The following is a 25522-nucleotide window of genomic DNA, read 5'->3' on the forward strand; positions in this document are numbered from 1 at the left end:
AGCGAAGTTCTGGAGGAGCGGAGTGTAGTTCGTCTACATGAGCACCGGAAGAGCAAAGCTGACGAAGAGATTGGAAGCTGATCAATCGTCGATAAAGGTTAAGCTAGAAAGGGCGCACGGTGGATGCCTTGGCACTAGGAGCCGAAGAAGGACGGGACGAACACCGATATGCCTCGGGGAGCTGTAAGTAAGCATTGATCCGGGGATTTCCGAATGGGGGAACCCACCATCCGTAATGGGATGGTATCCATATCTGAATACATAGGATATGAGAAGGCAGACCCGGGGAACTGAAACATCTAAGTACCCGGAGGAAGAGAAAGCAAATGCGATTTCCTGAGTAGCGGCGAGCGAAACGGAATCAGCCCAAACCAGAAGGCTTGCCCTCTGGGGTTGTAGGACACTCAACATGGAGTTACAAAGGAACGGGGTAGATGAAGCGGTCTGGAAAGGCCAGCCAAAGAAGGTAACAGCCCTGTAGTTGAAACTTCGTTCCCTCCTGAGTGGATCCTGAGTACGGCGGGACACGTGAAACCCCGTCGGAATCCGGGAGGACCATCTCCCAAGGCTAAATACTCCCTAGTGACCGATAGTGAACCAGTACCGTGAGGGAAAGGTGAAAAGCACCCCGGAAGGGGAGTGAAAGAGATCCTGAAACCGTGTGCCTACAAGTAGTTGGAGCCCATTAACGGGTGACAGCGTGCCTTTTGTAGAATGAACCGGCGAGTTACGATAACGTGCAAGGTTAAGCTGATAAGGCGGAGCCGCAGCGAAAGCGAGTCTGAATAGGGCGCCATAGTACGTTGTCGTAGACCCGAAACCGTGTGATCTACCCATGTCCAGGGTGAAGTTCAGGTAACACTGAATGGAGGCCCGAACCCACGCACGTTGAAAAGTGCGGGGATGAGGTGTGGGTAGGGGTGAAATGCCAATCGAACACGGAGATAGCTGGTTCTCCCCGAAATAGCTTTAGGGCTAGCCTCGCGGCTAGAGTCCTGGAGGTAGAGCACTGATTGGACTAGGGGCCCCCACAGGGTTACCGAATTCAGTCAAACTCCGAATGCCAGAGACTTATCCGCGGGAGTCAGACTGCGAGTGATAAGATCCGTAGTCAAGAGGGAAACAGCCCAGACCATCAGCTAAGGTCCCAAAGTATACGTTAAGTGGGAAAGGATGTGGAGTTGCCCAGACAACCAGGATGTTGGCTTAGAAGCAGCCACCATTTAAAGAGTGCGTAATAGCTCACTGGTCGAGTGACTCTGCGCCGAAAATGTACCGGGGCTAAACGTATCACCGAAGCTATGGATTGTACCGTAAGGTACAGTGGTAGGGGAGCGTTCGAAGTGCAGTGAAGTCAGACCGGAAGGACTGGTGGAGCGCTTTGAAGTGAGAATGCCGGTATGAGTAGCGAAAGACAAGTGAGAATCTTGTCCATCGAAAGCCTAAGGTTTCCTGAGGAAGGCTCGTCCGCTCAGGGTTAGTCGGGACCTAAGCCGAGGCCGAAAGGCGTAGGCGATGGCCAACAGGTTGAAATTCCTGTACCACCTCCTTTCCGTTTGAACGACGGGGGGACGCAGGAAGGTAGGGAGAGCGCGCGATTGGAAATGCGCGTCTAAGCAGTTAGGCTGATTGTGAGGCAAATCCCGCAATCGTGAAGGCTGAGCTGTGACGGCGAGGGAAATTACAGTACCGAAGTCCCTGATCCTACACTGCCAAGAAAAGCCTCTAGTGAGGAAAGAGGTGCCCGTACCGCAAACCGACACAGGTAGGCGAGGAGAGAATCCTAAGATGATCGGGAGAACTCTCGTTAAGGAACTCGGCAAAATGACCCCGTAACTTCGGGAGAAGGGGTGCTCTGATAGGGTTAACGCCCGAGAGAGCCGCAGTGAATAGATCCAAGCGACTGTTTAGCAAAAACACAGGTCTCTGCGAAGCCGCAAGGCGAAGTATAGGGGCTGACACCTGCCCGGTGCTGGAAGGTTAAGAGGAGGGGTTATCCCTTACGGGAGAAGCTCTGAATTGAAGCCCCAGTAAACGGCGGCCGTAACTATAACGGTCCTAAGGTAGCGAAATTCCTTGTCGGGTAAGTTCCGACCCGCACGAAAGGTGTAACGACTTGGATACTGTCTCAACGAGAGACCCGGTGAAATTATAGTACCTGTGAAGATGCAGGTTACCCGCGACAGGACGGAAAGACCCCATGGAGCTTTACTGCAGCTTGATATTGGATTTTGGTACAGTTTGTACAGGATAGGTAGGAGCCTGAGAAGTCGGAGCGCCAGCTTCGATGGAGGCGTCGGTGGGATACTACCCTGACTGTATTGAAATTCTAACCTGGAACCGTGATCCGGTTCGGAGACAGTGTCAGGTGGGCAGTTTGACTGGGGCGGTCGCCTCCTAAATTGTAACGGAGGCGCCCAAAGGTTCCCTCAGAATGGTTGGAAATCATTCGCAGAGTGTAAAGGCACAAGGGAGCTTGACTGCGAGACCTACAAGTCGAGCAGGGACGAAAGTCGGGCTTAGTGATCCGGTGGTTCCGCATGGAAGGGCCATCGCTCAACGGATAAAAGCTACCCTGGGGATAACAGGCTTATCTCCCCCAAGAGTCCACATCGACGGGGAGGTTTGGCACCTCGATGTCGGCTCATCGCATCCTGGGGCTGAAGTAGGTCCCAAGGGTTGGGCTGTTCGCCCATTAAAGCGGTACGCGAGCTGGGTTCAGAACGTCGTGAGACAGTTCGGTCCCTATCCGTCGCGGGCGCAGGAAATTTGAGAGGAGCTGTCCTTAGTACGAGAGGACCGGGATGGACACACCGCTGGTGTACCAGTTGTTCCGCCAGGGGCATAGCTGGGTAGCTACGTGTGGACGGGATAAGTGCTGAAAGCATCTAAGCATGAAGCCCCCCTCAAGATGAGATTTCCCATCACGTTAAGTGAGTAAGACCCCTTAGAGATGATGAGGTTGATAGGTCTGGTGTGGAAGCGTGGTGACACGTGGAGCTGACAGATACTAATCGGTCGAGGGCTTATCCTTATTAACAAAAGCGGTATGAACCGTTTATATCCGACAAGCGTTGGAAATCCTTACGAGAACACGTTTTTGGTGTTCGCAGGAGGGATTGAAACGACCTCGAGGATATGGTTCATGGAGCTGGACGTTAGCATCAGTGAAAGTTTGGATGAAGAAGTTATCTAGTTTTGAGGGAATATACCTCAAAATATGTCTGGTGGCGATAGCGAAGAGGTCACACCCGTTCCCATACCGAACACGGAAGTTAAGCTCTTCAGCGCCGATGGTAGTTGGGGGCTTCCCCCTGTAAGAGTAGGACGTTGCCAGGCTAATATTATTCCACAGTAGCTCAGTGGTAGAGCTATCGGCTGTTAACCGATCGGTCGTAGGTTCGAGTCCTACCTGTGGAGCCATATTTTGGAGAGCTGTCCGAGTGGCCGAAGGAGCACGATTGGAAATCGTGTATACGGTTACCGCCGTATCAAGGGTTCAAATCCCTTGCTCTCCGCCATAACTTTTCAATATATGGCCCGTTGGTCAAGCGGTTAAGACACCGCCCTTTCACGGCGGTAACACGGGTTCGAATCCCGTACGGGTCACCATTTTTTATACATATTACTTCTTCGGAGGATTAGCTCAGCTGGGAGAGCACCTGCCTTACAAGCAGGGGGTCGGCGGTTCGAACCCGTCATCCTCCACCATTTATACTTATAATCAATACTATCGCGGGGTGGAGCAGTCTGGTAGCTCGTTGGGCTCATAACCCAAAGGTCGCAGGTTCAAATCCTGTCCCCGCAACCAAAATGGACTCGTGGTGTAGTGGTTAACATGCCTGCCTGTCACGCAGGAGATCGCCGGTTCGACCCCGGTCGGGTCCGCCATTTTGGCTCGATAGCTCAGTCGGTAGAGCAGAGGACTGAAAATCCTCGTGTCGGCGGTTCGATTCCGTCTCGAGCCACCATTTTTTTTGCCGGTTTAGCTCAATTGGTAGAGCAACTGACTTGTAATCAGTAGGTTGGGGGTTCAAGTCCTCTAGCCGGCACCACTTTTTTCAAGAACTGTAAGAAATTACTTCTTGAAGAATAGATGGATTTGTATTAAAATAGGTTTTGTCTCTCATGGAGGGGTAGCGAAGTGGCTAAACGCGGCGGACTGTAAATCCGCTCCTTTGGGTTCGGCGGTTCGAATCCGTCCCCCTCCACCATCTAAATTTTTGTTGCACATTAACAATTTAGGGGCATAGTTTAAAGGTAGAACGAAGGTCTCCAAAACCTTTGGTGTGGGTTCGATTCCTACTGCCCCTGCCATGTGGCGATTGTGGCGAAGTGGTTAACGCACCGGATTGTGATTCCGGCATTCGTGGGTTCAATTCCCATCAGTCGCCCCATATGATGGGCTATAGCCAAGTGGTAAGGCAACGGACTTTGACTCCGTCACTCGTAGGTTCGAATCCTGCTAGCCCAGCCATCAATGCGGAAGTAGTTCAGTGGTAGAATACAACCTTGCCAAGGTTGGGGTCGCGGGTTCGAATCCCGTCTTCCGCTCCATATTATTTTGTTTGTTTCTGGCGGCATAGCCAAGTGGTAAGGCCAGGGTCTGCAAAACCCTTATCCACCGGTTCGAATCCGGTTGCCGCCTCCACTACATAATTCCCCAACGCCGGGGTGGTGGAATTGGCAGACACACAGGACTTAAAATCCTGCGGTAGGTGACTATCGTGCCGGTTCGAGTCCGGCCCTCGGCACCATAATATTTTTATAACTTAACTGCCTAATGATTAATTGCATGCCGGTGTGGCGGAATTGGCAGACGCGCACGACTCAAAATCGTGTTCCCTTGGGAGTGTCGGTTCGACCCCGACCACCGGTACCATACATAATGAATATTCCCTTTGTTTAAGGGCTGCTAAGAGATCTGAATTAACTTCAGATCTCTTTTTTTGTTCATAAAAAATATTTTTAATTTTCAGACATAAAAAGAAAGGATTTTTTTGTCATTTATTAGAATACTTAGTGCTAGTATAGGTGATTGGTCATAAGCCCTTCGCCTGTATTTTATTTTAATCTAAAGCATGGGGGAATAGCGGATGAAGGTCTTTAGTTTGTTCAAGGCGGAGATGGCTGGCTTGGCAGCGAAAAAAGGGCTGCTGATTTCAGTCATTATCACCTTGCTCGTACCTGTTGTGTACGGCGGGATACTCTTGTCTCCTAGGTGGGGGCCATATGACAACTTGTCAAACCTGCCGGTAGCGGTCGTTAACAACGATCAGGGAGCTGATACAGATGGAGAGACGATTAATGCAGGGAAGGATTTAGTCGCTGATCTGGAAAAAGGAAAAGACCTCGGCTGGAAATTTGTTGATTCCGATGAGGCGAAAAGCGGATTGAAGAGTTTGAAGTATTACATGGTCATTGAAATCCCCAAAGATTTCTCTAAGAAGGTAACGACCGTTCTCTCAACCGATCCTCAAAAACCGGAACTGAAGTATGTGCAGAATGAAGGTTTAAACTTTATGGCTGCACAGGTTACAAAGAGCGCGACAGCACAGATCCGGGAAAAGCTGGCAGACCGCATTACGGAGAAATACGTGAACAATATGTTTGTCAGCCTGAAAGATGTGACTGACGGAATTCAGACGGCTGCAGACGGTTCTTCAAAGCTAAATGGAGGCACATCTGATTTACAGAAAGGCACCGGCACACTTTTGGAATCGCTTACAAATAAATCAGGCGATATATCCAGACTTGCTGCAGGAGCGAAAGAGCTTAAAAAAGGAACAGGGCAGATGTATCAATCCCTGTCTGAAAAGCAGAATGATATTACCAAATTAGCCAATGGCTCCGCGCAGGTCAACAATGGCCTTGGACAAATGCTTCAGTCCTTGACCAGCAAGCAAGGAGATATTAAAAAGCTTGCAGACGGGTCAAGTGCTTTGGAAAAAGGGACAGGTCAAGTTCTAGGCTCTTTGACCGCAAATCAAGGAAATGTTAAGCGATTGGCATCTGGTTCTGAAGATCTTAAAAATGGAACCAACACCCTACTGGCTTCTTTAAAAGCTGGTTCAGGAGACATTGCGAAGTTGGCTGCAGGTTCTGAAGCAGCGAATGAAGGGACTGGCTTGCTGCTGAATTCCCTAAAGGATAAACAGGAAGGTGTTGCTGAGTTAGCTGCTGGTGCAAAGGTGCTGAATGATAAGATGCCAGCGCTTAAAGAAGGAACAGCAGGGGTGCTTTACGGTTTAAAGAATATGCAGAACAAATTGAGTACGGAACTTCAGCCTGGAACTCAGCAAGTGGCTGGAGGAGTGGCGAAAGTAGCTGAAAATGCACAAGCACTTGGAGCTGGGCTTCAAGGCCTGTCTTCAGCTTTAAACAGCTACCTTGAGGCACATCCTGATTTGAAGAATGATCCCAATTTTATGAAAATAGTTGGAACAGGGCAAGTGCTGTCCCAAAAAGCGAATGATCCTGAAAATGCAAAGCAGCTTGGCGCACTTAAGGACGGGTCAGCAAATATTGCGAGTGCTTTTGGTAAGGACGGTGCTATGACTGCTGGACTTGAAAAGCTGGTGGCTGGACAGACCTTGATTGACAATGGTGTAGGTGAACTGAACGAGAAAGCACCACAGCTAAAAGCAGGCACCGAGCAAGTTGCAACAGGGTGGAATACCATGGTAACTAAAGTCGGTGATCTTCATGCCGGTACTGCACAGATCGCTGCTGGCAACCAAACGGTCAATAAGGGCTGGAGTTCCATGACTGATGGAGTTACGAAGCTTGATAATGGTGCAGGACTCCTTTCAGCGGGAAATGCCTCTTTTAATAAAGGATGGAATGACTTGAAAGATGCCACAGCCCAAATCCATGATGGCCAAGTTCAGGTGAGAGATGGGAATGCCGATGTCAATAAAGGCTGGCACCAGCTTACTGATGGAACAACTAAACTATATGCTGGTTCTGGACAGGTCAGCGGAGGCAATGCGGATGTTAATAAGGGGTGGAAAGATCTCACAGCAGGTGCCAATAAAATCCACTCGGGAACGATGCAAGTAAGCGATGGTAATGCAACGGTTGAAAAAGGTTGGGGAGATTTGACTTCAGGTGTTACCAAACTAAATAATGGTGCAAAAAAACTGAATGACGGTTCAGGCGAGCTCGCTTCCGGACTGAAAGATGGAGCAGCCAAAACAAGCAGTTTAAAAACGCCAGACAGCAAAAACTTCAACATGTTTGCTTCTCCAGTGAAACTAAAAAGCGACAAGGTGTTCAAATTCCCTCATTATCGTGATTCTACAGCACCTTATGTGTTAACACTTGCCTTGTTTGCAGGAATCCTGATCATGTCCATGTTCATGAATTTTAAAAGGACGGAGGAAGTATCGGCAGCTGCCTGGTTTGGAGCAAAGTTTATGAATTTATCAGTCCTTGCAATTGCTCAGGCTTTGCTGCTTTCCATTGTAGTTATGATTTTAGCTGTTAATGTTGAGAACCCGGCAGGATTTGTACTGTTTGCTATTTTTGTCAGCATTGTATTTTCTGCCATCGTTACTTTCTTTGCGGCACTCGGAATAATTGGCCGGTTTCTTGGTTTGGCGTTTGTTGTACTCCAGCTTTCCATTACCGGAGCGAACCTGCCAATCGATATGCTCCCTGCAAATATGCGTGCTTTGAGTGAATTCCTGCCATTTACGTATAGCATCGCAGGATTCAAGTCTGTTCTGTCTCTGGATGCGCCAGGAACAGCTCTGTTTAATGCGAGTGTTTTGTTTATCTATCTTGTAGCATTTGCTCTTCTGGCGTTTGCTGTCATCTTTGTAAGCAGAGGAAGACATACATCACAAGAAGACACAGCAGGATTCAGAGTATAAAAAAGGCTGTTTTCGTAACCTTTGTTGCTCTTAGGAGTAGTTGATTTCCGTTTCAGGAGTCTCGCACCTTGCACTCCAATCAACTTGTCAATGAAGACTCTTTTCAAAAAAGTTCCCAAAGCAACAATCTTTTAGAAAAAAGCTTAAAAAAATAATATAACAGGTTGTCATATTATTCGGTGTTTGGGACTATATTGAATCAAGGCAGTTGTAGGTTTTAGCGCAGTACTTCGTTTTAAATGAAGTACTGCGCTTTTTTTATTGGATGATGGCTGATTCGGCAGATCCGCCATGAATCTGAATAAACATTTTTTCAATGGCAGCCACTAGTTTGGCTGATTCCTCCGTTGACATGGACGGGCGCAGATAAACGATCTGAAGTGCGCTTGTCACCTTATCGTTTGTCATCGTACGTTTGGAGTCAACAATCGGACTGCCGAAAGGGCCGGCTTCATCAGAAGACAGCAATTTGCCCTCCATGTTCATTAAACGGCCGTTTAAACCTTCATATTGATCCTCTGATTTCCCCATCCTTACTTCAATATCTCCGGCCAGCACGCCTGCATTATATATGCCTATAGGTACACCATATTGAAGAGAAAAGAAGTTATTAACGTCAACGGCTGAGTTAACCAATCCAATATCCTTTCCGCCGTAAACTCTCCGAAGAAGAGCTTCTGCTGAAGGTCTGTATCTTGATGGATCCATGGAAAGCGCCTTGAAGGTTGTTCTCCATTCCTGAACGCCGGTATGGTCAGCGATGCTGAGCTGCTCAGCATCCAATTTCAGCGATTCAAGAAATAATTGGAATCTGCCCTTTAGCATTTGCGGTGATTCTCCAATCACGATATCATGATATAGTATTGTTCCCAGTTTAAAGGAAGGGACAAGCTTTTTAATATCCTCTGCTAGTTTTATCATCAGATCACCTTGGCTTATCAATGTATTTTATAGATAGTTTACCATAGATGAAGAAATCCTTTTATGGAGAAAGGAGGTACAGTTATGACAGGCGCCCAGTTTAAAGAAGAGCTTATTGCATATAGTAAATCAATTGGTATCGACAAAATTGGATTTGCTTCTTCAGATGTTTTTACTGAATTGAAGGAAAGGCTTATCCAGCAGCAGGAGCTCGGTTATCAATCAGGGTTTGAAGAAGAAGACATTGAAAAGAGAACGAACCCTCAGCTTTTGATGGAAGGTGCACATACCATTATATCCATCGCTCTAGCTTATCCTTCAAAAATGAAAGATGCTCCCCGAAGTGTAAAAGGTGCACGCAGAGGGATTTTCTGCAGGGCATCCTGGGGAGTGGATTATCACCACATCTTGCGTGGGAAGCTCCGGCTGTTAGAGGCCTTTATTACAGAAAAGGTTCCGGAGGCAGAGGTGATGTCAATGGTCGATACCGGGGAATTGTCCGATCGTGCTGCTGCAGAGCGTGCGGGGATTGGATGGAGTGCAAAGAATTGTGCCACCATCACACCGGAGTTCGGCTCTTATGTGTATCTAGGCGAATTGCTGACTACCGTATACCTTCCTCCCGATACACCGATTACCGATCAATGCGGAGATTGCACGATTTGTATCGATGCATGCCCAACTGGAGCCCTTGTACAGGGAGGACAGCTGGACTCCAATAAATGTATTGCTTTCCTAACACAAACCAAGGATTTTCTTCCTGACCAATACCGTGAAAAAATAGGAAACCGTTTATATGGCTGTGATACCTGCCAGACGGTATGTCCGAAAAATAAGGGGAAGGATTTCCATCTTCATCAGGAGATGGAACCGGATCCTGAGATAGCGAAGCCTTTATTAAAGCCGATCCTTCATATGAGCAACCGGGAGTTCAAGGAAAAGTTCGGGCATGTCTCCGGCTCATGGAGAGGGAAAAAACCGATCCAGCGAAATGCTATTCTTGCTCTTGCTCATTTTAAAGATGAATCAGCTGCAGGTGAACTCGTCCAGCTGATGAATGAAGACCCTAGACCAGTAATTAGAGGAACAGCTGCCTGGGCTCTAGGGAAAATAGGAGCAGTGAACGCAAGAAAGCATCTTAATGCGGCAAAAGAACGAGAAAAAGACGGAAATGTGGCTGCAGAAATCGATAAAGGGCTGAATTTGCTTGAAAATCACGGAATTTACTAATCGCTTCACAGGAACATGTCCGTTAGTATAGAAATCATTAAGAAAATAAAAGAAGGGATTTTTATGTGTAATATAAAAACATTATTCTCATATGAGGAAATGAAAAGCCCGATTGGCCTCCTGACTATTATTGCAACCGAAAATGGTGTTTGCCGGATTGACTTTGGGAGCCTTGAAGAAAATTTACCATCCCTTCAATCCTGGATGTCGAAGAACTACCTTAAGGGGGAACTGATTCATTCACCAGGACAGCTGCAGAAGGTTGTTGAGCAGCTTGAGAGTTACTTCAACGGTACACTGCAGGAGTTTTCTATTCCATTAGACCTGTATGGCACTCCCTTTCAAATTAAAGTTTGGGAGGAACTGAAGGGAATTCCTTATGGCGCTACATGCTCCTATAAGGATATCGCACAGGGAATAGGCGCCCCGAAAGCAGTGAGAGCTGTAGGCAGTGCAAACAATAAAAACCCAGTCCCCATCGTTATTCCATGCCACCGGGTAGTTGGAAGCAATGGTGCGCTTGTGGGCTATGGCGGCGGATTGGATAAAAAAGAACTTCTTTTAAACATTGAACTTCAAAACTTTATACCAAAGACCTCATGAACCGTTTTTAAACGGTTCTTTTTTTTTGGCTCTGTTTCATATGCTGATAGTACGTTAATTTTGCAACACGGGGGTGGCCTATGAACTGGCTAGAGCATCTGAAGTTCTATATTCAGCGGCTAACTGATTGGATGGTCAACGAAAACTGGACTGATAGTGTTTATTTGCCATTGGAAGAAAGGGAGAGTTTTGCCCGCAAAAAACAGGCATTGCACGAGAGAAATGCCGTCCTTGTTAACAATAATGTAGAAGCACAAGTTCTTAGGCATTCCAACTTCGATGATCTTCGTCAGGTGGATTACATTCTTCACTTCAGTAACCTGATCAGGCATGGTTATGATTTTTATGTAGAAGAATGGACCCAGGAGAGGAGAGCGGTCTTTAAAGAGGATCAGCTGATCAGTGATAAAGTGTTAAATCCTGAAGGGCAGCATAAAGAAAAAGTAAAGATCGAAAGAGAGACTGAGGCTCCCGTCCTGCGAAAGCAGCCGTATGACCGGCTGGCAGCAGTAAGGTACGCGGAAAGATGGTGGAATACCTATAACCCTTCCTTCAAATCCTTTGATGTCGATTGTACAAACTATATCTCACAGTGTCTTCATGCTGGCGGGGGCATTCCTATGGTCCATCATGGCACCCGTTCAAAGGGATGGTGGTTTAAACATCATGACTGGAGCTACAGCTGGACGGTAGCTAACGCCATGCGGTGGTATTTGAGCGGCTCCAAATCACAGTTGCAGGCGAGGGAGATGTCTTCAGCGAGTCAGCTCATACCAGGTGACGTCATCTGCTATGATTTTGATGGTGACGGACATTGGCAGCATACAACGATTGTGGTAGCCAAGGATTCTTCGGGTGAGCCGCTGGTCAATGCACATTCAACAGACAGCCGGATGAGGTTTTGGAAGTACGAGGATTCCACCGCTTATACCCCGCAAATCAAATATAAGTTTTTTCATGTTGTATAAAAACGTGTGCCTCAAGGCTATATTCCGATAAAAGTGCTATAATAATGGAGGAATAAGCATTCGAGGTGAGAGTTTTGGGTTTACATGTCGTTCTTTATCAGCCCCTGATCCCGGCCAATACCGGAAATATTGCCCGTACTTGTGCGGGAACAGGAACATCTCTGCATCTGATCCGTCCGCTTGGATTTTCAACGGATGATAAACAGTTGAAGAGGGCAGGACTGGATTACTGGGAACACGTTGATGTTCATTATTATGATTCTCTGGAGGAACTGTTCGAGGGTTTTCCAGAAGGATTGTTTTACTATATTACCAAATTCGGAAAACAGCGCTACTGCGATATGAATTACAGCGAGTCATCACGCGATCACTTTTTTGTGTTCGGCCGTGAGACGACCGGATTGCCGCAAGAGCTGCTTAAGGCAAATGAGGAACGCTGTTTCAGACTGCCGATGAACGAGAACATTCGGTCACTGAACCTGTCCAATACTGCAGCGATCTTAATTTATGAAGCATTGAGACAGCAGGAGTTTCCAACATTGGATTAGCGCAAAAAAAATAAAAAAACGTCCCATATTGGGGCGTTTTTTTATATGTACAGCTTATTTTGCTCCGGGATTGTCATTGTATCCCGCAGTGAAAATGGCGGTTAAGAACGCGAGCATAACTCCTAGTATAAGGATGAAACTCATGCGATCTCCTCCTTTGGGTGCAATTTTCCATATCCTTTCTTTATTATATCGAAACCGCTGTATCCGCACAACGTAAAACTGGTGTAAAAAACAAGCTTGAAAATATCAAGACTAATCCATCGTCATGAAACATAACAATACTAAAACCACTATCATTTTTGGTACTGCTACAACAAAGTTTTTCTATCGGAAAAACATAAACAACTTGAATGATTGGGGACATCCTCGCATAAAGTAGATTAACAAACGAAGGATGCAAACACTACGCAAGGGGGTACACATGGATATTTTAGGTAAAATCCAATTGCACCGTGAAGAGGAGAGGCGTCTTGCCTGGGAAGGTACCTTCGGAGAATACCTTGAGATTTTAAAGGAACGTCCTTATGTCGCTCAGTCCGCTCATTCCCGAGTCTATAATATGATTAAAGATGCAGGAATAGAGGAAGTGAACGGGGCCAAAAGGTATAACTTTTTCACCAACCAGATTTTTGGACTTGAAGATTCAATCGAAAGGCTGGTAGAGGAGTACTTCCATCCCGCAGCTAAACGATTGGATGTGCGAAAAAGGATACTTTTATTGATGGGGCCGGTTTCCGGGGGTAAATCCACGATTGTTACCATGCTGAAACGAGGTTTGGAGAAATATTCAAAAACAGACGGAGGGTCGGTATTTGCCATCAAAGGCTGCCCGATGCATGAGGATCCATTGCATTTAATTCCTCATCATCTGCGTGAAGATTTTTATGAAGATTATGGTATTAGAATTGAAGGAAGCCTATCGCCCTTAAACACGATGAGACTTGAGAAAGAGTACGATAATTGCATTGAAGATGTGATGGTTGAACGAATCTTTTTTTCCGAAGATAAAAGGACAGGGATTGGAACATTCAGCCCATCCGATCCGAAATCACAGGATATTGCTGATTTAACAGGAAGTATTGATTTTTCAACAATCGCAGAGTTCGGATCAGAATCAGATCCCCGTGCGTACCGCTTTGATGGAGAGCTGAATAAGGCGAACCGGGGGATGATGGAGTTTCAGGAAATGCTGAAGTGTGATGAAAAGTTCCTCTGGCATTTATTATCTCTTACTCAGGAAGGCAACTTTAAAGCGGGACGATTTGCGCTGATCTCTGCGGATGAATTGATTGTTGCTCATACGAATGAATCGGAATACCGCTCGTTTATCGCCAATAAGAAAAACGAAGCTTTACACTCCAGGATTATCGTTATGGGAGTTCCGTATAACTTAAGGGTTTCTGAAGAAGAACGCATCTATGGAAAGATGATCAAAGACAGTGATATGTCCCATGTCCACATTGCTCCTCATGCCTTGAGAGTTGCAGCGATTTTCTCAATACTAACCCGTTTGAAGGACTCAAAGAAGCAGGGTATGGACCTGATCAAGAAAATGAGGCTGTATGATGGTGAGATCGTGGAAGGCTACAACCATATCGATCTGGAAGAGCTGCAGAAGGAGTTTTCGGATGAGGGAATGAGCGGTATCGATCCTCGTTACGTCATCAACAGGATCTCTTCTGCCATCATCCGCAAAGACATTCCATCGATCAACGCACTCGATGTTCTCCGCTCCATGAAGGATGGACTGGACCACCATGCTTCGATTACGAAAGAGGATAAAGAGCGCTTTATTAATTTTATCTCCCTGGCGCGAAAAGAATATGATGAGATTGCGAAGAAAGAAGTTCAGAAAGCCTTTGTTTATTCTTATGAAGAATCTGCAAAAACACTGATGGATAATTACCTCGACAATGTGGAAGCTTATTGCAATAAAAATAAACTGAGAGACCCGCTGACTGGTGAAGAGATGAGCCCAGACGAAAAGCTGATGCGGTCTATTGAAGAACAGATTGGAATCTCTGAAAATGCGAAGAAAGCGTTCCGGGAAGAAATTTTAATCCGAATTTCCGCTTATGCGAGAAAAGGAAAGAAATTTGATTATAATTCCCACGAACGCTTAAGAGAAGCAATCCAGAAGAAGCTGTTCGCAGATTTGAAAGATGTCGTTAAAATTACGACTTCTTCAAAGACACCTGATGAAACACAGCTCAAAAAAGTAAATGAAGTCATCGCCCGCCTCGTCGAAGACCATGGGTACAATACGACATCAGCGAACGAACTCCTAAGGTATGTAGGAAGCCTTTTAAACCGCTAGTTATTAAAAACGCATCCCTATGATTTCATAGGATGCGTTTTTTTTATAAAGTCTTGCCCAGAAGTAATGGCCCAAGGCAAAAGAATATGTGGATTATAAAAGAATAAAAGGGACTTAGAAAGAGAATACCTTGTATTATGATAAACTATAGTGGTAAATTGATACTAAACGCTAACAAAAAGGAAGTGAAAGGATGAGTTCCAGGGAGGATAGCAGCCAATTATGGGATTGGATCAAAGCCATTGGAATAGCACTTATACTAGCGTTGCTGATAAAGAAATTTTTATTTGAACAGTACGTAGTTTATGGAGAATCCATGATGCCGACCATTCAAAATGGAAACAGGCTGATTGTAAATAAATTAGGCTACAATCTTGGTGAGCCTAAACGGTTTGATTTGATTGTATTTCATGCAAATGCGAAAGAGGACTATATTAAACGGGTGATTGGCATGCCGGGTGAGCGGATTGCCTATCAAAATGATCACCTTTATATCAATGGCAAACAAATTGATGAGCCCTATTTAGATGATTACAAGAAGCATATTACAAGCGGAAATCTGACAGGTGATTTTACATTGGAAGAAGTAACCGGCCAAAAGGTCATTCCAAAAGGAAAAGTCTTTGTTATGGGAGATAATCGGCTGCACAGCATTGACAGCCGCCATATCGGTCTGGTCGATATGAAAAAAATAGTGGGTGAAGTAAACCTGCGCTATTGGCCTGTAAAAGAGCTTGAAGTTATCAAGTAAGTTTATAGAGATAGGAATAAGGGAATAGTGCACGTAAGAGGTGATGGTATATGTCCAGAGAACAGGATTATACAGAAAAACCAAAAAATAGCTCCATGACGCCAAACTTTAAAGAAATGAAGGAACATGGAAAGGTCATGGAGAAAATGTCCACGAATGAGGATGTAGAGAAACGCGGAAAAACGCCTGACCCTGCGCAGTATGAACATAACAATAAAAAGAAGAATAACCAGTAAAAACCTGTTTCGGGTAACCGAAGCAGGTTTTTTGATTAGAATGAAAATTACCTGTTTACTATTGAGAATGAATCTCATATAATGAGAATATACATTGATAATAATTATCATTCTCTCAGGGGTGCTACAATATGGTTTTAACGGATATTAGAGCTGGCGGAAAAGCAAAAATCATAAATACGGAACTTGTGAATACATTGGTACGCAGAAGACTGCTTGATTTGGGAATCATGGAAGGAACGGAAATCATCATCAAAAGAATTCTTCCGTTTGGAGGGCCTTTTGCTGTTGAAGCAGGCGGACAATGGGTTGGGATCCGCAGAAGTGAAGCAAAAATGATTCAGGTCTGCCATTCATGATTGAAATCGCACTAGCCGGTAACCCGAATACCGGAAAGACATCTTTGTTTAACATCCTAACGAATTCTTACGAATATGTAGGAAACTGGTCAGGTGTAACCGTAGAAAAGAAAGTCGGAATGCTGAACAATAAAAAAGGGCACTTGATTGATCTGCCCGGAATCTATTCACTTAACCCGCTTTCAAAAGATGAAGGGGTTGCAACCCGTTTCCTGATTGAAGAACAATTTTCCATGGTTTTAAATATCGTTGATGCTTCACAGCTTGAACGCAACTTATACTTAACGATTCAGCTTCTCGAATATGGCAAGCCCGTAGTCATTGGCCTTAACATGGTGGACGTTGCTAAAGGTCGCGGGATCTCAATTGATGAAAAAAAGCTGTCTGAAAAGCTGAATAGCCCTGTTCTTCCAATCGTCGCCAGAACAGGTTCTGGCTGCAAAGAGCTGGCGGGGCTGTTGGCCAATGAGCAGCAAGAGAATCAGCCTTTATATATTTCCTATGGCAGTATACTTGAAAAAGCAATGGATCAATTAGCGGCTAAAATTCCTGACATTGACGGCTTGCCGCCTAAGCGATGGCTTGCTCTTCAGTTCTTTGAAGGAAATGATGTCGTGCGTACATTGCTTCAATCGTACATTGCAGAGGAAGAGCTCCAGACGCTGCTCGCAGAGACAGAACAACGTATTCAAAGCGAAGAAAAAGCTAAATCATTGCCGTATTTTATACGAGCTGTCCGAGCCGCCTACATCCAGGATATTGTGGACGTCTCCTTAATAAAAGGGAAAGACGTAAAATATACATTTTCCGATCGCATTGATAACATCGTAACGAACAAATTTTTAGGTATTCCTATTTTTATTTTTTTCATGTACTTCATTTTCAAACTCACATTTGATTGGCTTGGAAGTCCAATTTCTGATATGCTCGATGGATTCCTGACGGGCCCTTTAACAGATACATTGAAATCTATCCTGCAAGCAGCCGGTGCTTCTTCATTTATCCAGGCAGTGATTCTGGATGGCATCGTGGCTGGAGTGGGAGGAGTTCTTGTATTTGTACCCCAGATCATGATCCTTTTCTTCCTGATCTCTTTCATTGAAGATTCAGGATACATGGCGAGGATTGCCATGGTTATGGATAAGACGTTAGAGAGCATCGGGTTGAACGGGAAAGCGTTTATCCCCATGATTATCGGTTTTGGATGCAACGTCCCTGGAATTATGGCAGCGAGAACCATTGAGCAGCCAAAGGAACGCCTCTTAACCATTATATTAACGCCGTTGATGTCCTGTTCCGCACGGCTGTCTGTTTACAGCCTGTTTGTGGGAGCGTTCTTTACGCAAAATCAGGCGCTTGTAGTGCTATCTCTTTACCTATTGGGAATTCTGATTGCACTGACTCTGGCCAAGCTTTTCTCCTCAACCATACTTAAGGAAGAGAGTTCGATGTTCGTGATCGAGCTTCCTCCATACCGCATTCCACAATGGCGTACGCTCATGAGGAATACATGGGAAAAAGGGAAAGGGTTTGTTAGAAAAGCCGGAACCTTTATCTTTGGAGGATCGGTCGTGATCTGGTTCCTGAGTTATGCAGGTCCGTCCGGTTTTGATGTTGAAATGAATAAGAGCTTCCTGGCCATGATCGGCGGAGTGCTCGCTCCACTGTTTGAACCGATTGGATTTGGCAGCTGGCAGGCGGGAGCTGCTTTACTGACAGGATTCCTCGCCAAGGAAGTTGTCGTGTCCACGATGAATATTATTTATGTGGCACCTGATCTTCACACATTGCAGGGCGTGATGGCGCACCACTTCACTCCATTGGCGGCTTATAGCTTCATGGCATTTTTACTGCTGTACGTCCCTTGTCTTGCAACGGTTGCCGTAATCAAAAAGGAAACCGGATCAACTAAATGGACATGGTTTTCGATTATCTACGCCCTTCTCATCGCTTACCTGGTTTCATTGGTGATCTACCAGGGCGGAAAGCTTCTCGGCTTTTAAGTTTTAACGGAAAGTAGGGATAATGAATGCTGCTTAATATTTTGCTCGGCTTACTTATTTTTGGATATGCAGGCTTCACCATTTTCCGATTTGTGAAAAAGAGCAAACAAGGAAAATGCGCAACCTGTGCATTGAAGAAAGGCTGCCAGTCCGCTTGCAGTGATATGATGGATGATAAAGTTGCCTTTTCAAACTACAATAAATAACCTTCAAAGCATTCCATGTTCTTCATGGGGTGCTTTTTTTGTGCCGTTTGACGATGGAATTGAGCGAAATCTAAATAATTCAGCCAAACTAGCACATAATTGATTTTTTCACTCGCGATACTGCACCCCGTACCTCAAGAAAGATACTTAAGGATCCTACTTCTTGTTGAGAAAACCTACGCTTATCTCAATAGATTGAAAAATGTGTCAATTACTTAGCAATTCTCATCTTGTACTGCATAGGATAAAGTAACCAACCCTTTTTCAATTCAAAAGCGGGTGGTTCTTTTATCAATTGACCCGATTTCATTCAAATAAAATAATGAGCCAATTAAAAAAGAAGGAGGGGAAATAATGAGCGAGGAAGCTAAAAACAATTTTGCCGTTTCTCAAGAGAACTGGTCCCTCCACCGCAAAGGCTATCAGGATCATCAGAGACACATGGAAAAGGTCCAAGAGGCCATTAAAAACAACCTGCCAGATCTAATCAGTGAAGAAAACATTATTCTATCCAATGGGCGTGATGTTATTAAAATACCGATCCGTTCCCTGGATGAATACAAAATCCGATACAATTATGAGAAGAATAAGCATGTAGGGCAGGGTGACGGTGACAGCCAGGTAGGAGACGTGGTGGCGAGAGATGGGAACGGAAACCAGGCTGGAGCTGGAAAGGGCAAAGGCCAGGCCGGCGACAAGCCTGGAACCGATTATTCGGAAGCGGAAGTATCACTTGCAGAGCTTCAGGAATTTTTGTTTAAAGAGCTGGAATTGCCGGATTTAAAACAAAAAGAACAGGACAATATCGTTCTGGAAAAGGTTGAGTTCAACGATATTCGCAAGACTGGATTAATGGGGAATGTAGATAAGAAACGCACCATTCTAACTGCTTTTAAGCGCAATGCCTTAAAAGGAAAACCGGCAATAGCACCCATTTTTAACGACGACCTGCGTTTTAAAACCTGGAATGAAGTCGTAAAACCGGAATCAAAAGCTGTAGTCCTTGCTATGATGGATACATCAGGATCAATGGGGATTTGGGAAAAATACATGGCACGAAGTTTTTTCTTTTGGATGACCCGTTTTTTGCGTTCCAAATACGAAACAGTGGAAATTGAATTTATTGCACATCATACAGAAGCGAAAGTTGTAACAGAAGAAGATTTCTTTTCAAAAGGGGAGAGCGGGGGAACGATTTGTTCGTCAGCTTATCGTAAAGCCCTGGAATTAATTGAAACAAAGTATTCACCCTCACGGTTTAATATTTATCCTTTTCATTTTTCAGACGGCGACAATCTGACAAGCGACAATGCTCGCTGCGTTAAGCTTGTGCAGGAAATTATGGAGCACAGCAATATGTTTGGATATGGCGAGGTCAATGCCTATAACCGCCATTCCACGTTGATGAGTGTGTATAAAAACATCACGGATCCTAAATTCAATTATTATATCCTTAAAGAAAAAGCAGATGTATATCATTCCATGAAAAGCTTTTTCAGAAAAAGAGAAGAAGCAAAATAAGCTGTGGCCCATTATCCATGTATTGGATGATGGGTTTTCTTTTATTATGTAGGAAAGTTACATATAACTAATTCATAACCAAATGGGAGGGGACGGAATCGTTGAAAGTGAATCGAATCATGAAGCAGATAGTGTTAGCGGTTATTCTATCTGCTTCGGTGCTGTGCACCTCCCCCAAAACCGCAAGTGCCACGTGGTTTGAGCCGCTGAAGGTGCATTTCTTAGATGTCGGGCAGGCGGATTGCATCTTGATCCAGATGCCGAACGGGAAGAATATGCTTGTTGATGCAGGCGATGAAAATGATGGACCTGAGATCATCCGGTACTTGCAAAGCCAGGGAGTTGCAGACATAGACGTTTTGGTGGCCACGCATCCTCACCATGACCATATCGGATCGATGGACGATGTGATCCGCAATTTTAATGTGAAAAAGATTTATATGCCCAATCTTCCGTATGATACCGCTTATTATCACGATCTTTTCAAAATTATTAACGAAAAGAACATCCCGGTAGAACGTGCCAAGGCAGGAACCAAATTCCGTTTTGGTTTTTCGGTGAAGGTTGATATGCTTGCACCTGGTTCTGCTTATTATAAATACATTAATGATTACTCTGCGGTCTTAAGAATTACACACGGGAAAAACCGCTTTTTGCTGATGGCTGATGCTGGAATGGAATCGGAAAAGGAACTGCTTTCATCCAAAAGGGATTTAAAAGCAAATGTCATTAAGATAGGTCATCATGGAGCAAATACGGGAACAACGATGGCGTTTTTAAAAGCAGTCCATGCGAAGACAGCTATGATCTCGGTAGGAAACAATAATCCTTATCATTATCCATCAAAAGAAGTGCTGTTCCGTTTGGAAAGGCTGAACATGACCATCTACAGAACCGATCAGCTCGGAGTCATAACGGCTATCAGCAACGGAAATAAAATTACGTTTCGAACGAACGGATTTAAATAAGGCAGCCTGCTTTGGGCTGTCTTGTTTTTTTGTGATTTTGTAGGTTAAGGTAGGATAAAATATAGTTTGCATAGGAGTAATGTCTAGCTCCAGCGCCCAGGGCTGAAAACGAATTTCAGTTTTCAGCTTAAGTCCTCGGAGGACGAATTGAAAATCACAATTCGTCATTGGTCGCTTCACTCATACTCCTCAACACAAAAAGCGTGTTGCTGGGTAAGAGCTCCAGCGCTTGTCGGACTTTAGCTGGGCACTTGTGCTTTTCTAAAAAAGGCTTCTCCCTTGCACTTTTGGGGCAGGGATAAGAAAATAAAGATATGTAAAGGGAGGATGGGAGCAAATGATAAAAGCTGTAGTCTTTGACTTTGACGGGCTTATCTTAGATTCGGAGACGAGTGTTTATAATGCCATTCAAGAAATTTTTACTGAGCATTCCTGCAATATGCCCTTAGAGTTATGGCAGCAATGCATCGGAACAAAAGATTTTCTGGATCCCTTTGAATACCTTGAAGAACAGATCAACAAGAAGGTCGATAGAAAGGGCTTGCGTGCCAAGCATCATGAGCGAGTACTATCCATGCTCGAGGGTGAAAAACCATTGCCGGGAGTGGAAGACTATCTTGAAGCTGCTAAAGAACTCGGTCTGAAAATAGCATTGGCAACCAGTTCCTCACGTCAGTGGGTAACGGGGCACCTGGAAAAATTAAATTTGCTTTCCTATTTTGACTGCCTTAAAACAGCAGATGATGTCGAACATGTAAAACCAGATCCGGCACTGTATTTGGAAGCCGTAAAATGCCTTGGGGTTAAACCCAATGAAGCGATCGCGTTTGAGGATTCGGCAAATGGAGCGAGAGCAGCAAAGGCAGCAGGGCTTTATTGCGTGGTCATTCCAAATGAAGTCACAAAGGGACTTGTATTTGGTGATGTAGATCACCAGATGGAATCATTGGCAGAAGTACAGTTGAAGGAACTGATGAACAGATTCTGATGATCAAAATCCAGGGGGTCAATCACCTAACTCTTGCTGTTGGAGATTTAAGCCGATCGCTGATTTTTTATCAAAATATATTAAAAGCTGAGCTTGTTCACAGAGGGCGGACTGACGCATATCTCGAATGGGGGCCAGTGTGGATTTGTTTACTGGAACGGGGAGAAGCTAAGAAAACGGATAAGGTATCAGCAGGTATAGACCATGCGGCTTTCTCTGTACTTGAAGCAGATTTTGATCAAGCAGTTGAAATCCTTATAGCTAACGAAGTAAAGATCATCAGAGGTCCCATAGAACGAGGCGGAGGACGCTGCGTTAATTTTTTGGATCCTGATGGCATACAGCTGGAGCTCAACACAGGCTCTTTGGCTGAGAGAATGAACAATTGGATCTGATGCATGAAAAAGGATAGGAGTGAATCCATTGAGCGAAGTTGATGTTTCCAAATTTGAAAAGAAGATTGAGCTTAGGAATATACAATACAATGATATAGATGAAATACTTGAATTGCAGAAAACTTGTTTCCCAGATCACATGGAGCCGTGGAAGCGCGAGCAGCTTGAAAGCCATCTGGACATTTTTCCTGAAGGCCAGTTTGTAGTTACATACGAGGGGAAAATCATTGGCAGCTGTTCAAGTCTGATCGTTAACTTTGATGAATATGATGACCAGCATACTTGGGACGAGATCACTGATGAGGGTTACATTTCCAACCATAATCCCAATGGCTATAACCTATACGGCATAGAAGTTATGGTCCATCCGGAATACCGGAGGATGAAGATCGGAAAGCGTCTTTATGAAGCGAGAAAAGAACTGGCTGAAGAGTGGAACCTGAAAAGTATTATCCTTGGTGGACGTATACCTAACTATTACAAACATTCGAGTGAAATGACGCCGAGAGATTATGTGAAAGAAGTGACTCACCACAATATCTACGATCCGGTACTGACGTTCCAGCTGATGAATGGTTTTACTGTCATGAGGATCAACCGCCATTATCTTCCGGATGATAAACAGTCTAAAGAGTATGCGACTTTAATGGAATGGAATAACGTTGATTACCATCCGCATAATACGAGAAGGCATTTTAAAACGAGTGAACCGATCCGTATCACGGCCATTCAGTACATGATGAAAACCATCGGATCGTTTGAAGACTTTGCTACACAAGTAGAATATTATACAGATGTTGCAGCCGATCAGGGCTCTGACTTTGCGGTCTTTCCTGAACTCCTGACAACACAGCTTTTATCATTTTGTGAAGAAAAAAGCCCGAGCCAAGCCATCAGGCGGTTAACAGAGTTTACAGAGGATTACATTGAGCTCTTCACTAATCTCGCTGTCCGTTATAACGTTAATATTATCGGCGGCTCCCACTTCGTTGAAGAGGATGGAAACATCTATAATGTGGCGTACTTATTCCGCAGAGACGGGACAATCGAGAAGCAGTACAAGATCCACATTACGCCGAATGAAAGAAAATGGTGGGGGATTACACCTGGGGACAAGGTACAAGTATTTGATACAGATTGCGGTAAGATCTCCATTCTGATCTGTTATGATATCGAGTTCCCTGAGCTGTCCCGAATTGTTACAGACATGGGAGCTAACATTATCTTCACGCCGTTCTGTACAGAAGACAGACAGGGGTATGTCCGGGTAAGATACTGCTCACAGGCAAGAGCAGTTGAAAATGAGATCTACACTGTCATAGCAGGAACGGTCGGCAACCTTTCCCAAGTTGAGAATATGGATATCCAGTATGCACAGTCTGGAATCTTTACGCCTTCTGATTTCGCTTTTCCTCGGGACGGAATTGTTGGTGAGTGCCATCCGAACATCGAAACAGTGGTGGTCGGGGACGTTGACCTTGAGATCTTGCGCAGACAGCGCAAGACAGGAAACGTCACTCAGCTTCGTAACCGGAGACTGGATCTTTATGAAGTGGTTCAAAAGAGTAAAAGTAAAGATTGAAAATAAAGCGGCAGGAAATTCCCTGTCGTTTTTGCTTATAAAATTTTATTTACCGGGAAATATTGTCGCAGGACATCAGATCATAAGGAAAAAAGATAACGGCGTGTCGAAAGCAGTTTTCGTGGCTTTAGCACTGCGTTATAATAAAAATGCTAATGAGAATTTCCCAAATGAGAAGGGAAAACATGTACGGTAAAGAATTATAGAGGGAGTAGACCCGCACCTAAAAGGAGGAGATTCCGTAATGAACTGGAAGACTGCATATGAAAAATGGCTGAATGAACCGAATCTTCACGAAGAGCTTCAGCTTCAGCTCGAGAAATTAAAAGAAACGGAAACCGGCCTTGAGGATTCCTTTTATAAGAACCTCGAATTTGGCACCGGAGGTATGAGAGGCGAAATCGGCCCTGGTACGAACCGTATGAATACATATACAATCCGCAAGGCGTCAGCAGGCCTTGCAAGTTTTATTGAATCACAAGGGGAGAAAGCAAAGGCGAGGGGTGTGGTCATCGCCTATGACTCAAGGCATAAATCACCTGAATTTGCGATGGAGGCTGCAAGTACATTAGCATCAAAAGGAATTCTAACCTATGTATTTGAAAGCTTGAGACCAACACCTGTGCTTTCTTTTGCTGTCCGTTATTTAAAGGCGTTCAGCGGAATCGTCATTACAGCCAGCCACAATCCTCCTGAGTATAACGGATACAAAGTATATGGAGCAGATGGAGGACAGCTCCCACCGAATGAAGCGGATCTCTTAACAGAAAAAGTTGAAGAAATCAAAAATGAACTGGCTATCTCTGTTGTGCCTGAAGTGCAGTTAAAAGCGGAGGGGCTCATCCAAATGGTCGGAGAAGAAATTGATGAGGCTTATCTTGAGCAATTAAAAAGAATTACCGTAAATCCGGATCTCGTCCATGAGATGCAGGATTTGAGCATTGTATTTACACCTCTTCATGGGACTGCCAATCATCCCGTAAGGAACGGACTTGATGCCATCGGCTTTAAAAATGTTACTGTTGTAAAGGAGCAGGAACAGCCAGATCCGGATTTTTCTACTGTTAAATCACCTAACCCTGAGGAGCATGCAGCATTTGAGCTTGCTATTGAATATGGAATAGAAAAAGATGCAGACATCCTGCTTGCTACCGACCCTGACGCAGATCGTGTTGGTGTAGCGGTTAAAAACCTGGAAGGCGAGTATGTTGTTCTTACTGGCAATCAGACAGGTGCACTCATGCTTCATTACCTTCTTTCACAGAAACAGGCCCAGGAAACGCTCTGCCCTAAAGGGGTTGTGCTTAAAACCATCGTAACGTCAGAGCTGGGAAGAGAAATCACGAGCTCATTTGGCCTGAAAACCATCGATACACTCACCGGATTTAAATTCATCGGTGAGAAGATTAAAGAATATGAGAAGACAGGAGAGCATACTTTCCTGTTTGGATATGAAGAAAGCTACGGGTATTTAATAGGAGATTTTGTGCGCGACAAGGACGCTGTACAGGCCTGCCTCCTTGCTGCTGAAGTTGCAGCTTTCTATAAGAAACAAGGGAAAACCATGTATGAGGGCCTCTTGGATGTATTTGAAACTTATGGATATCACTTAGAAGGCCTTGAATCATTAACGCTAAAAGGCAAGGCAGGAGCCGAACAGATCCATCATATATTAGACTCGTTCAGAGCCAGTCCCCCAGTGGAAATGGCGGGTAAAGAGATTTTGTTTGTAGAGGATTACAGCACAGGGACGAGAACCAAGCTGGCATCTAAAGAGGAAAGCAGCATTCACCTGCCAGCATCCAACGTCTTAAAATATGTTTTGCGTGACGGTTCATGGTTCTGTTTGCGGCCTTCAGGGACAGAACCGAAGATCAAGTTTTACTTTGCCGTCAAATCAGACTCCTTCAGCAGCAGTGAAACCTTGCTGCGTGAGCTGAAGACTGACGTAATGAATCACGTCCATCAGCTTGTTGCAGCAGCTCAGTAAAAATAGTAAAAAGCAGTCCCGGGATCCGGAACTGCTTTTTTCAGATCAGGAACAAT

19 protein-coding genes, 16 tRNA genes and 2 rRNA genes are annotated in these 25522 nt (G+C 44.8%); 36 read left to right on the forward strand and 1 reads right to left on the reverse strand.

The genetic code is table 11. The annotated features are described in order from the left end of the window. Positions 1-96 precede the first annotated feature (96 nt). The 19 genes from LCY76_RS03945 to LCY76_RS04035 all read left to right on the forward strand — a co-directional run bounded on the left by LCY76_RS03945 (position 97) and on the right by LCY76_RS04035 (position 7877). A 23S ribosomal RNA gene (locus LCY76_RS03945) occupies positions 97-3034 on the forward strand. 189 nt (positions 3035-3223) lie between these two features. Further along, positions 3224-3339, forward strand: a 5S ribosomal RNA gene (rrf, locus tag LCY76_RS03950). 9 nt (positions 3340-3348) lie between these two features. Continuing rightward, positions 3349-3423, forward strand: a tRNA-Asn gene (locus LCY76_RS03955). Between the two features lie 6 nt (positions 3424-3429). Beyond that, positions 3430-3521: transfer RNA gene (locus LCY76_RS03960), tRNA-Ser, on the forward strand. A 16-nt stretch (positions 3522-3537) separates the two neighbouring features. After that, positions 3538-3612, forward strand: a tRNA-Glu gene (locus LCY76_RS03965). 23 nt (positions 3613-3635) lie between these two features. Continuing rightward, positions 3636-3711: transfer RNA gene (locus LCY76_RS03970), tRNA-Val, on the forward strand. A gap of 23 nt (positions 3712-3734) precedes the next feature. Continuing rightward, positions 3735-3811, forward strand: a tRNA-Met gene (locus LCY76_RS03975). Positions 3812-3815: 4 nt separating this feature from the next. Next, a tRNA-Asp gene (locus LCY76_RS03980) sits at positions 3816-3891 on the forward strand. 4 nt (positions 3892-3895) lie between these two features. Then, positions 3896-3971: transfer RNA gene (locus LCY76_RS03985), tRNA-Phe, on the forward strand. A gap of 8 nt (positions 3972-3979) precedes the next feature. Next, positions 3980-4055, forward strand: a tRNA-Thr gene (locus LCY76_RS03990). 75 nt (positions 4056-4130) lie between these two features. After that, positions 4131-4214, forward strand: a tRNA-Tyr gene (locus LCY76_RS03995). 29 nt (positions 4215-4243) lie between these two features. Beyond that, positions 4244-4317, forward strand: a tRNA-Trp gene (locus LCY76_RS04000). A 4-nt stretch (positions 4318-4321) separates the two neighbouring features. Further along, positions 4322-4397 (forward strand) — tRNA-His (locus LCY76_RS04005). 5 nt (positions 4398-4402) lie between these two features. After that, a tRNA-Gln gene (locus LCY76_RS04010) sits at positions 4403-4477 on the forward strand. A gap of 5 nt (positions 4478-4482) precedes the next feature. Beyond that, positions 4483-4557, forward strand: a tRNA-Gly gene (locus tag LCY76_RS04015). A 19-nt stretch (positions 4558-4576) separates the two neighbouring features. Next, a tRNA-Cys gene (locus LCY76_RS04020) sits at positions 4577-4651 on the forward strand. 17 nt (positions 4652-4668) lie between these two features. Next, positions 4669-4757, forward strand: a tRNA-Leu gene (locus LCY76_RS04025). A 40-nt stretch (positions 4758-4797) separates the two neighbouring features. Next, a tRNA-Leu gene (locus LCY76_RS04030) sits at positions 4798-4882 on the forward strand. 214 nt (positions 4883-5096) lie between these two features. Continuing rightward, on the forward strand, positions 5097-7877 hold the full coding sequence (locus LCY76_RS04035) for a YhgE/Pip domain-containing protein (protein ID WP_248251549.1): 2781 nt from the start codon (positions 5097-5099) through the stop codon (positions 7875-7877). A 258-nt stretch (positions 7878-8135) separates the two neighbouring features. Here LCY76_RS04035 and LCY76_RS04040 read toward each other — a convergent pair whose 3' ends face one another. Then, positions 8136-8798 carry a B3/B4 domain-containing protein gene (locus LCY76_RS04040; protein WP_336606244.1) on the reverse strand — a complete coding sequence of 221 codons (663 nt, stop codon included), beginning with the start codon at positions 8796-8798 and terminating at the stop codon, positions 8136-8138. Positions 8799-8882: 84 nt separating this feature from the next. Here LCY76_RS04040 and queG point away from each other — a divergent pair, with 84 nt between their 5' ends. The 17 genes from queG to LCY76_RS04125 all read left to right on the forward strand — a co-directional run bounded on the left by queG (position 8883) and on the right by LCY76_RS04125 (position 25466). Next, positions 8883-10028 (forward strand): tRNA epoxyqueuosine(34) reductase QueG, encoded by a 1146-nt coding sequence (queG, locus tag LCY76_RS04045; RefSeq protein ID WP_248251550.1) that lies wholly within the window; start codon positions 8883-8885, stop codon positions 10026-10028. A 63-nt stretch (positions 10029-10091) separates the two neighbouring features. Continuing rightward, entirely contained in the window at positions 10092-10631 is a 540-nt protein-coding gene (locus tag LCY76_RS04050) for a methylated-DNA--[protein]-cysteine S-methyltransferase (RefSeq protein ID WP_248251551.1), read from the forward strand. A gap of 80 nt (positions 10632-10711) precedes the next feature. Continuing rightward, entirely contained in the window at positions 10712-11599 is an 888-nt protein-coding gene (locus tag LCY76_RS04055) for an amidase domain-containing protein (RefSeq protein ID WP_248251552.1), read from the forward strand. A 74-nt stretch (positions 11600-11673) separates the two neighbouring features. Continuing rightward, positions 11674-12147 (forward strand): tRNA (uridine(34)/cytosine(34)/5-carboxymethylaminomethyluridine(34)-2'-O)-methyltransferase TrmL, encoded by a 474-nt coding sequence (gene trmL / locus LCY76_RS04060; protein ID WP_248251553.1) that lies wholly within the window; start codon positions 11674-11676, stop codon positions 12145-12147. A gap of 424 nt (positions 12148-12571) precedes the next feature. Next, positions 12572-14467: a PrkA family serine protein kinase gene (locus tag LCY76_RS04065; RefSeq protein ID WP_248251554.1), complete on the forward strand. Its 1896-nt coding sequence runs from the start codon at positions 12572-12574 to the stop codon at positions 14465-14467. 193 nt (positions 14468-14660) lie between these two features. Continuing rightward, positions 14661-15218, forward strand: a complete 558-nt coding sequence (gene lepB / locus LCY76_RS04070; protein WP_248251555.1) for a signal peptidase I — start codon at positions 14661-14663, stop codon at positions 15216-15218. Positions 15219-15268: 50 nt separating this feature from the next. Then, the gene (locus LCY76_RS04075) at positions 15269-15454 is read left to right on the forward strand and encodes a hypothetical protein (RefSeq protein WP_053355631.1); all 186 of its coding nucleotides are present in this window, start codon (positions 15269-15271) and stop codon (positions 15452-15454) included. A gap of 131 nt (positions 15455-15585) precedes the next feature. Then, the gene (locus LCY76_RS04080) at positions 15586-15813 is read left to right on the forward strand and encodes a FeoA family protein (protein ID WP_053355630.1); all 228 of its coding nucleotides are present in this window, start codon (positions 15586-15588) and stop codon (positions 15811-15813) included. After that, positions 15810-17816 (forward strand): ferrous iron transport protein B, encoded by a 2007-nt coding sequence (feoB, locus tag LCY76_RS04085; protein ID WP_248251556.1) that lies wholly within the window; start codon positions 15810-15812, stop codon positions 17814-17816. The genes LCY76_RS04080 and feoB overlap by 4 nt, the downstream gene beginning before the upstream one ends. Before the next feature lie 26 nt (positions 17817-17842). Then, positions 17843-18022: a FeoB-associated Cys-rich membrane protein gene (locus LCY76_RS04090; RefSeq protein ID WP_053355628.1), complete on the forward strand. Its 180-nt coding sequence runs from the start codon at positions 17843-17845 to the stop codon at positions 18020-18022. Between the two features lie 354 nt (positions 18023-18376). After that, positions 18377-19543 carry a sporulation protein YhbH gene (yhbH, locus tag LCY76_RS04095; RefSeq protein ID WP_248251557.1) on the forward strand — a complete coding sequence of 389 codons (1167 nt, stop codon included), beginning with the start codon at positions 18377-18379 and terminating at the stop codon, positions 19541-19543. A gap of 107 nt (positions 19544-19650) precedes the next feature. Continuing rightward, positions 19651-20511 carry a ComEC/Rec2 family competence protein gene (locus LCY76_RS04100; RefSeq protein ID WP_248254582.1) on the forward strand — a complete coding sequence of 287 codons (861 nt, stop codon included), beginning with the start codon at positions 19651-19653 and terminating at the stop codon, positions 20509-20511. 337 nt (positions 20512-20848) lie between these two features. After that, positions 20849-21499 carry an HAD family hydrolase gene (locus tag LCY76_RS04105; protein ID WP_091007022.1) on the forward strand — a complete coding sequence of 217 codons (651 nt, stop codon included), beginning with the start codon at positions 20849-20851 and terminating at the stop codon, positions 21497-21499. Positions 21500-21501: 2 nt separating this feature from the next. After that, positions 21502-21894, forward strand: coding sequence for a VOC family protein (locus tag LCY76_RS04110; protein WP_248254583.1), 393 nt, complete (start codon positions 21502-21504; stop codon positions 21892-21894). A gap of 28 nt (positions 21895-21922) precedes the next feature. Then, positions 21923-23476 carry a bifunctional GNAT family N-acetyltransferase/carbon-nitrogen hydrolase family protein gene (locus LCY76_RS04115; protein WP_248251558.1) on the forward strand — a complete coding sequence of 518 codons (1554 nt, stop codon included), beginning with the start codon at positions 21923-21925 and terminating at the stop codon, positions 23474-23476. Continuing rightward, positions 23442-23672 carry a hypothetical protein gene (locus LCY76_RS04120; protein WP_248251559.1) on the forward strand — a complete coding sequence of 77 codons (231 nt, stop codon included), beginning with the start codon at positions 23442-23444 and terminating at the stop codon, positions 23670-23672. Before LCY76_RS04115 ends, LCY76_RS04120 begins: the two co-directional genes overlap by 35 nt. A gap of 48 nt (positions 23673-23720) precedes the next feature. After that, positions 23721-25466 carry a phospho-sugar mutase gene (locus tag LCY76_RS04125; RefSeq protein WP_248251560.1) on the forward strand — a complete coding sequence of 582 codons (1746 nt, stop codon included), beginning with the start codon at positions 23721-23723 and terminating at the stop codon, positions 25464-25466. The last annotated feature ends 56 nt before the right edge of the window (positions 25467-25522 follow it).

The sequence above is a fragment of the Fictibacillus marinisediminis genome, assembly GCF_023149135.1.
Taxonomy (GTDB): domain Bacteria; phylum Bacillota; class Bacilli; order Bacillales; family Fictibacillaceae; genus Fictibacillus_C; species Fictibacillus_C marinisediminis.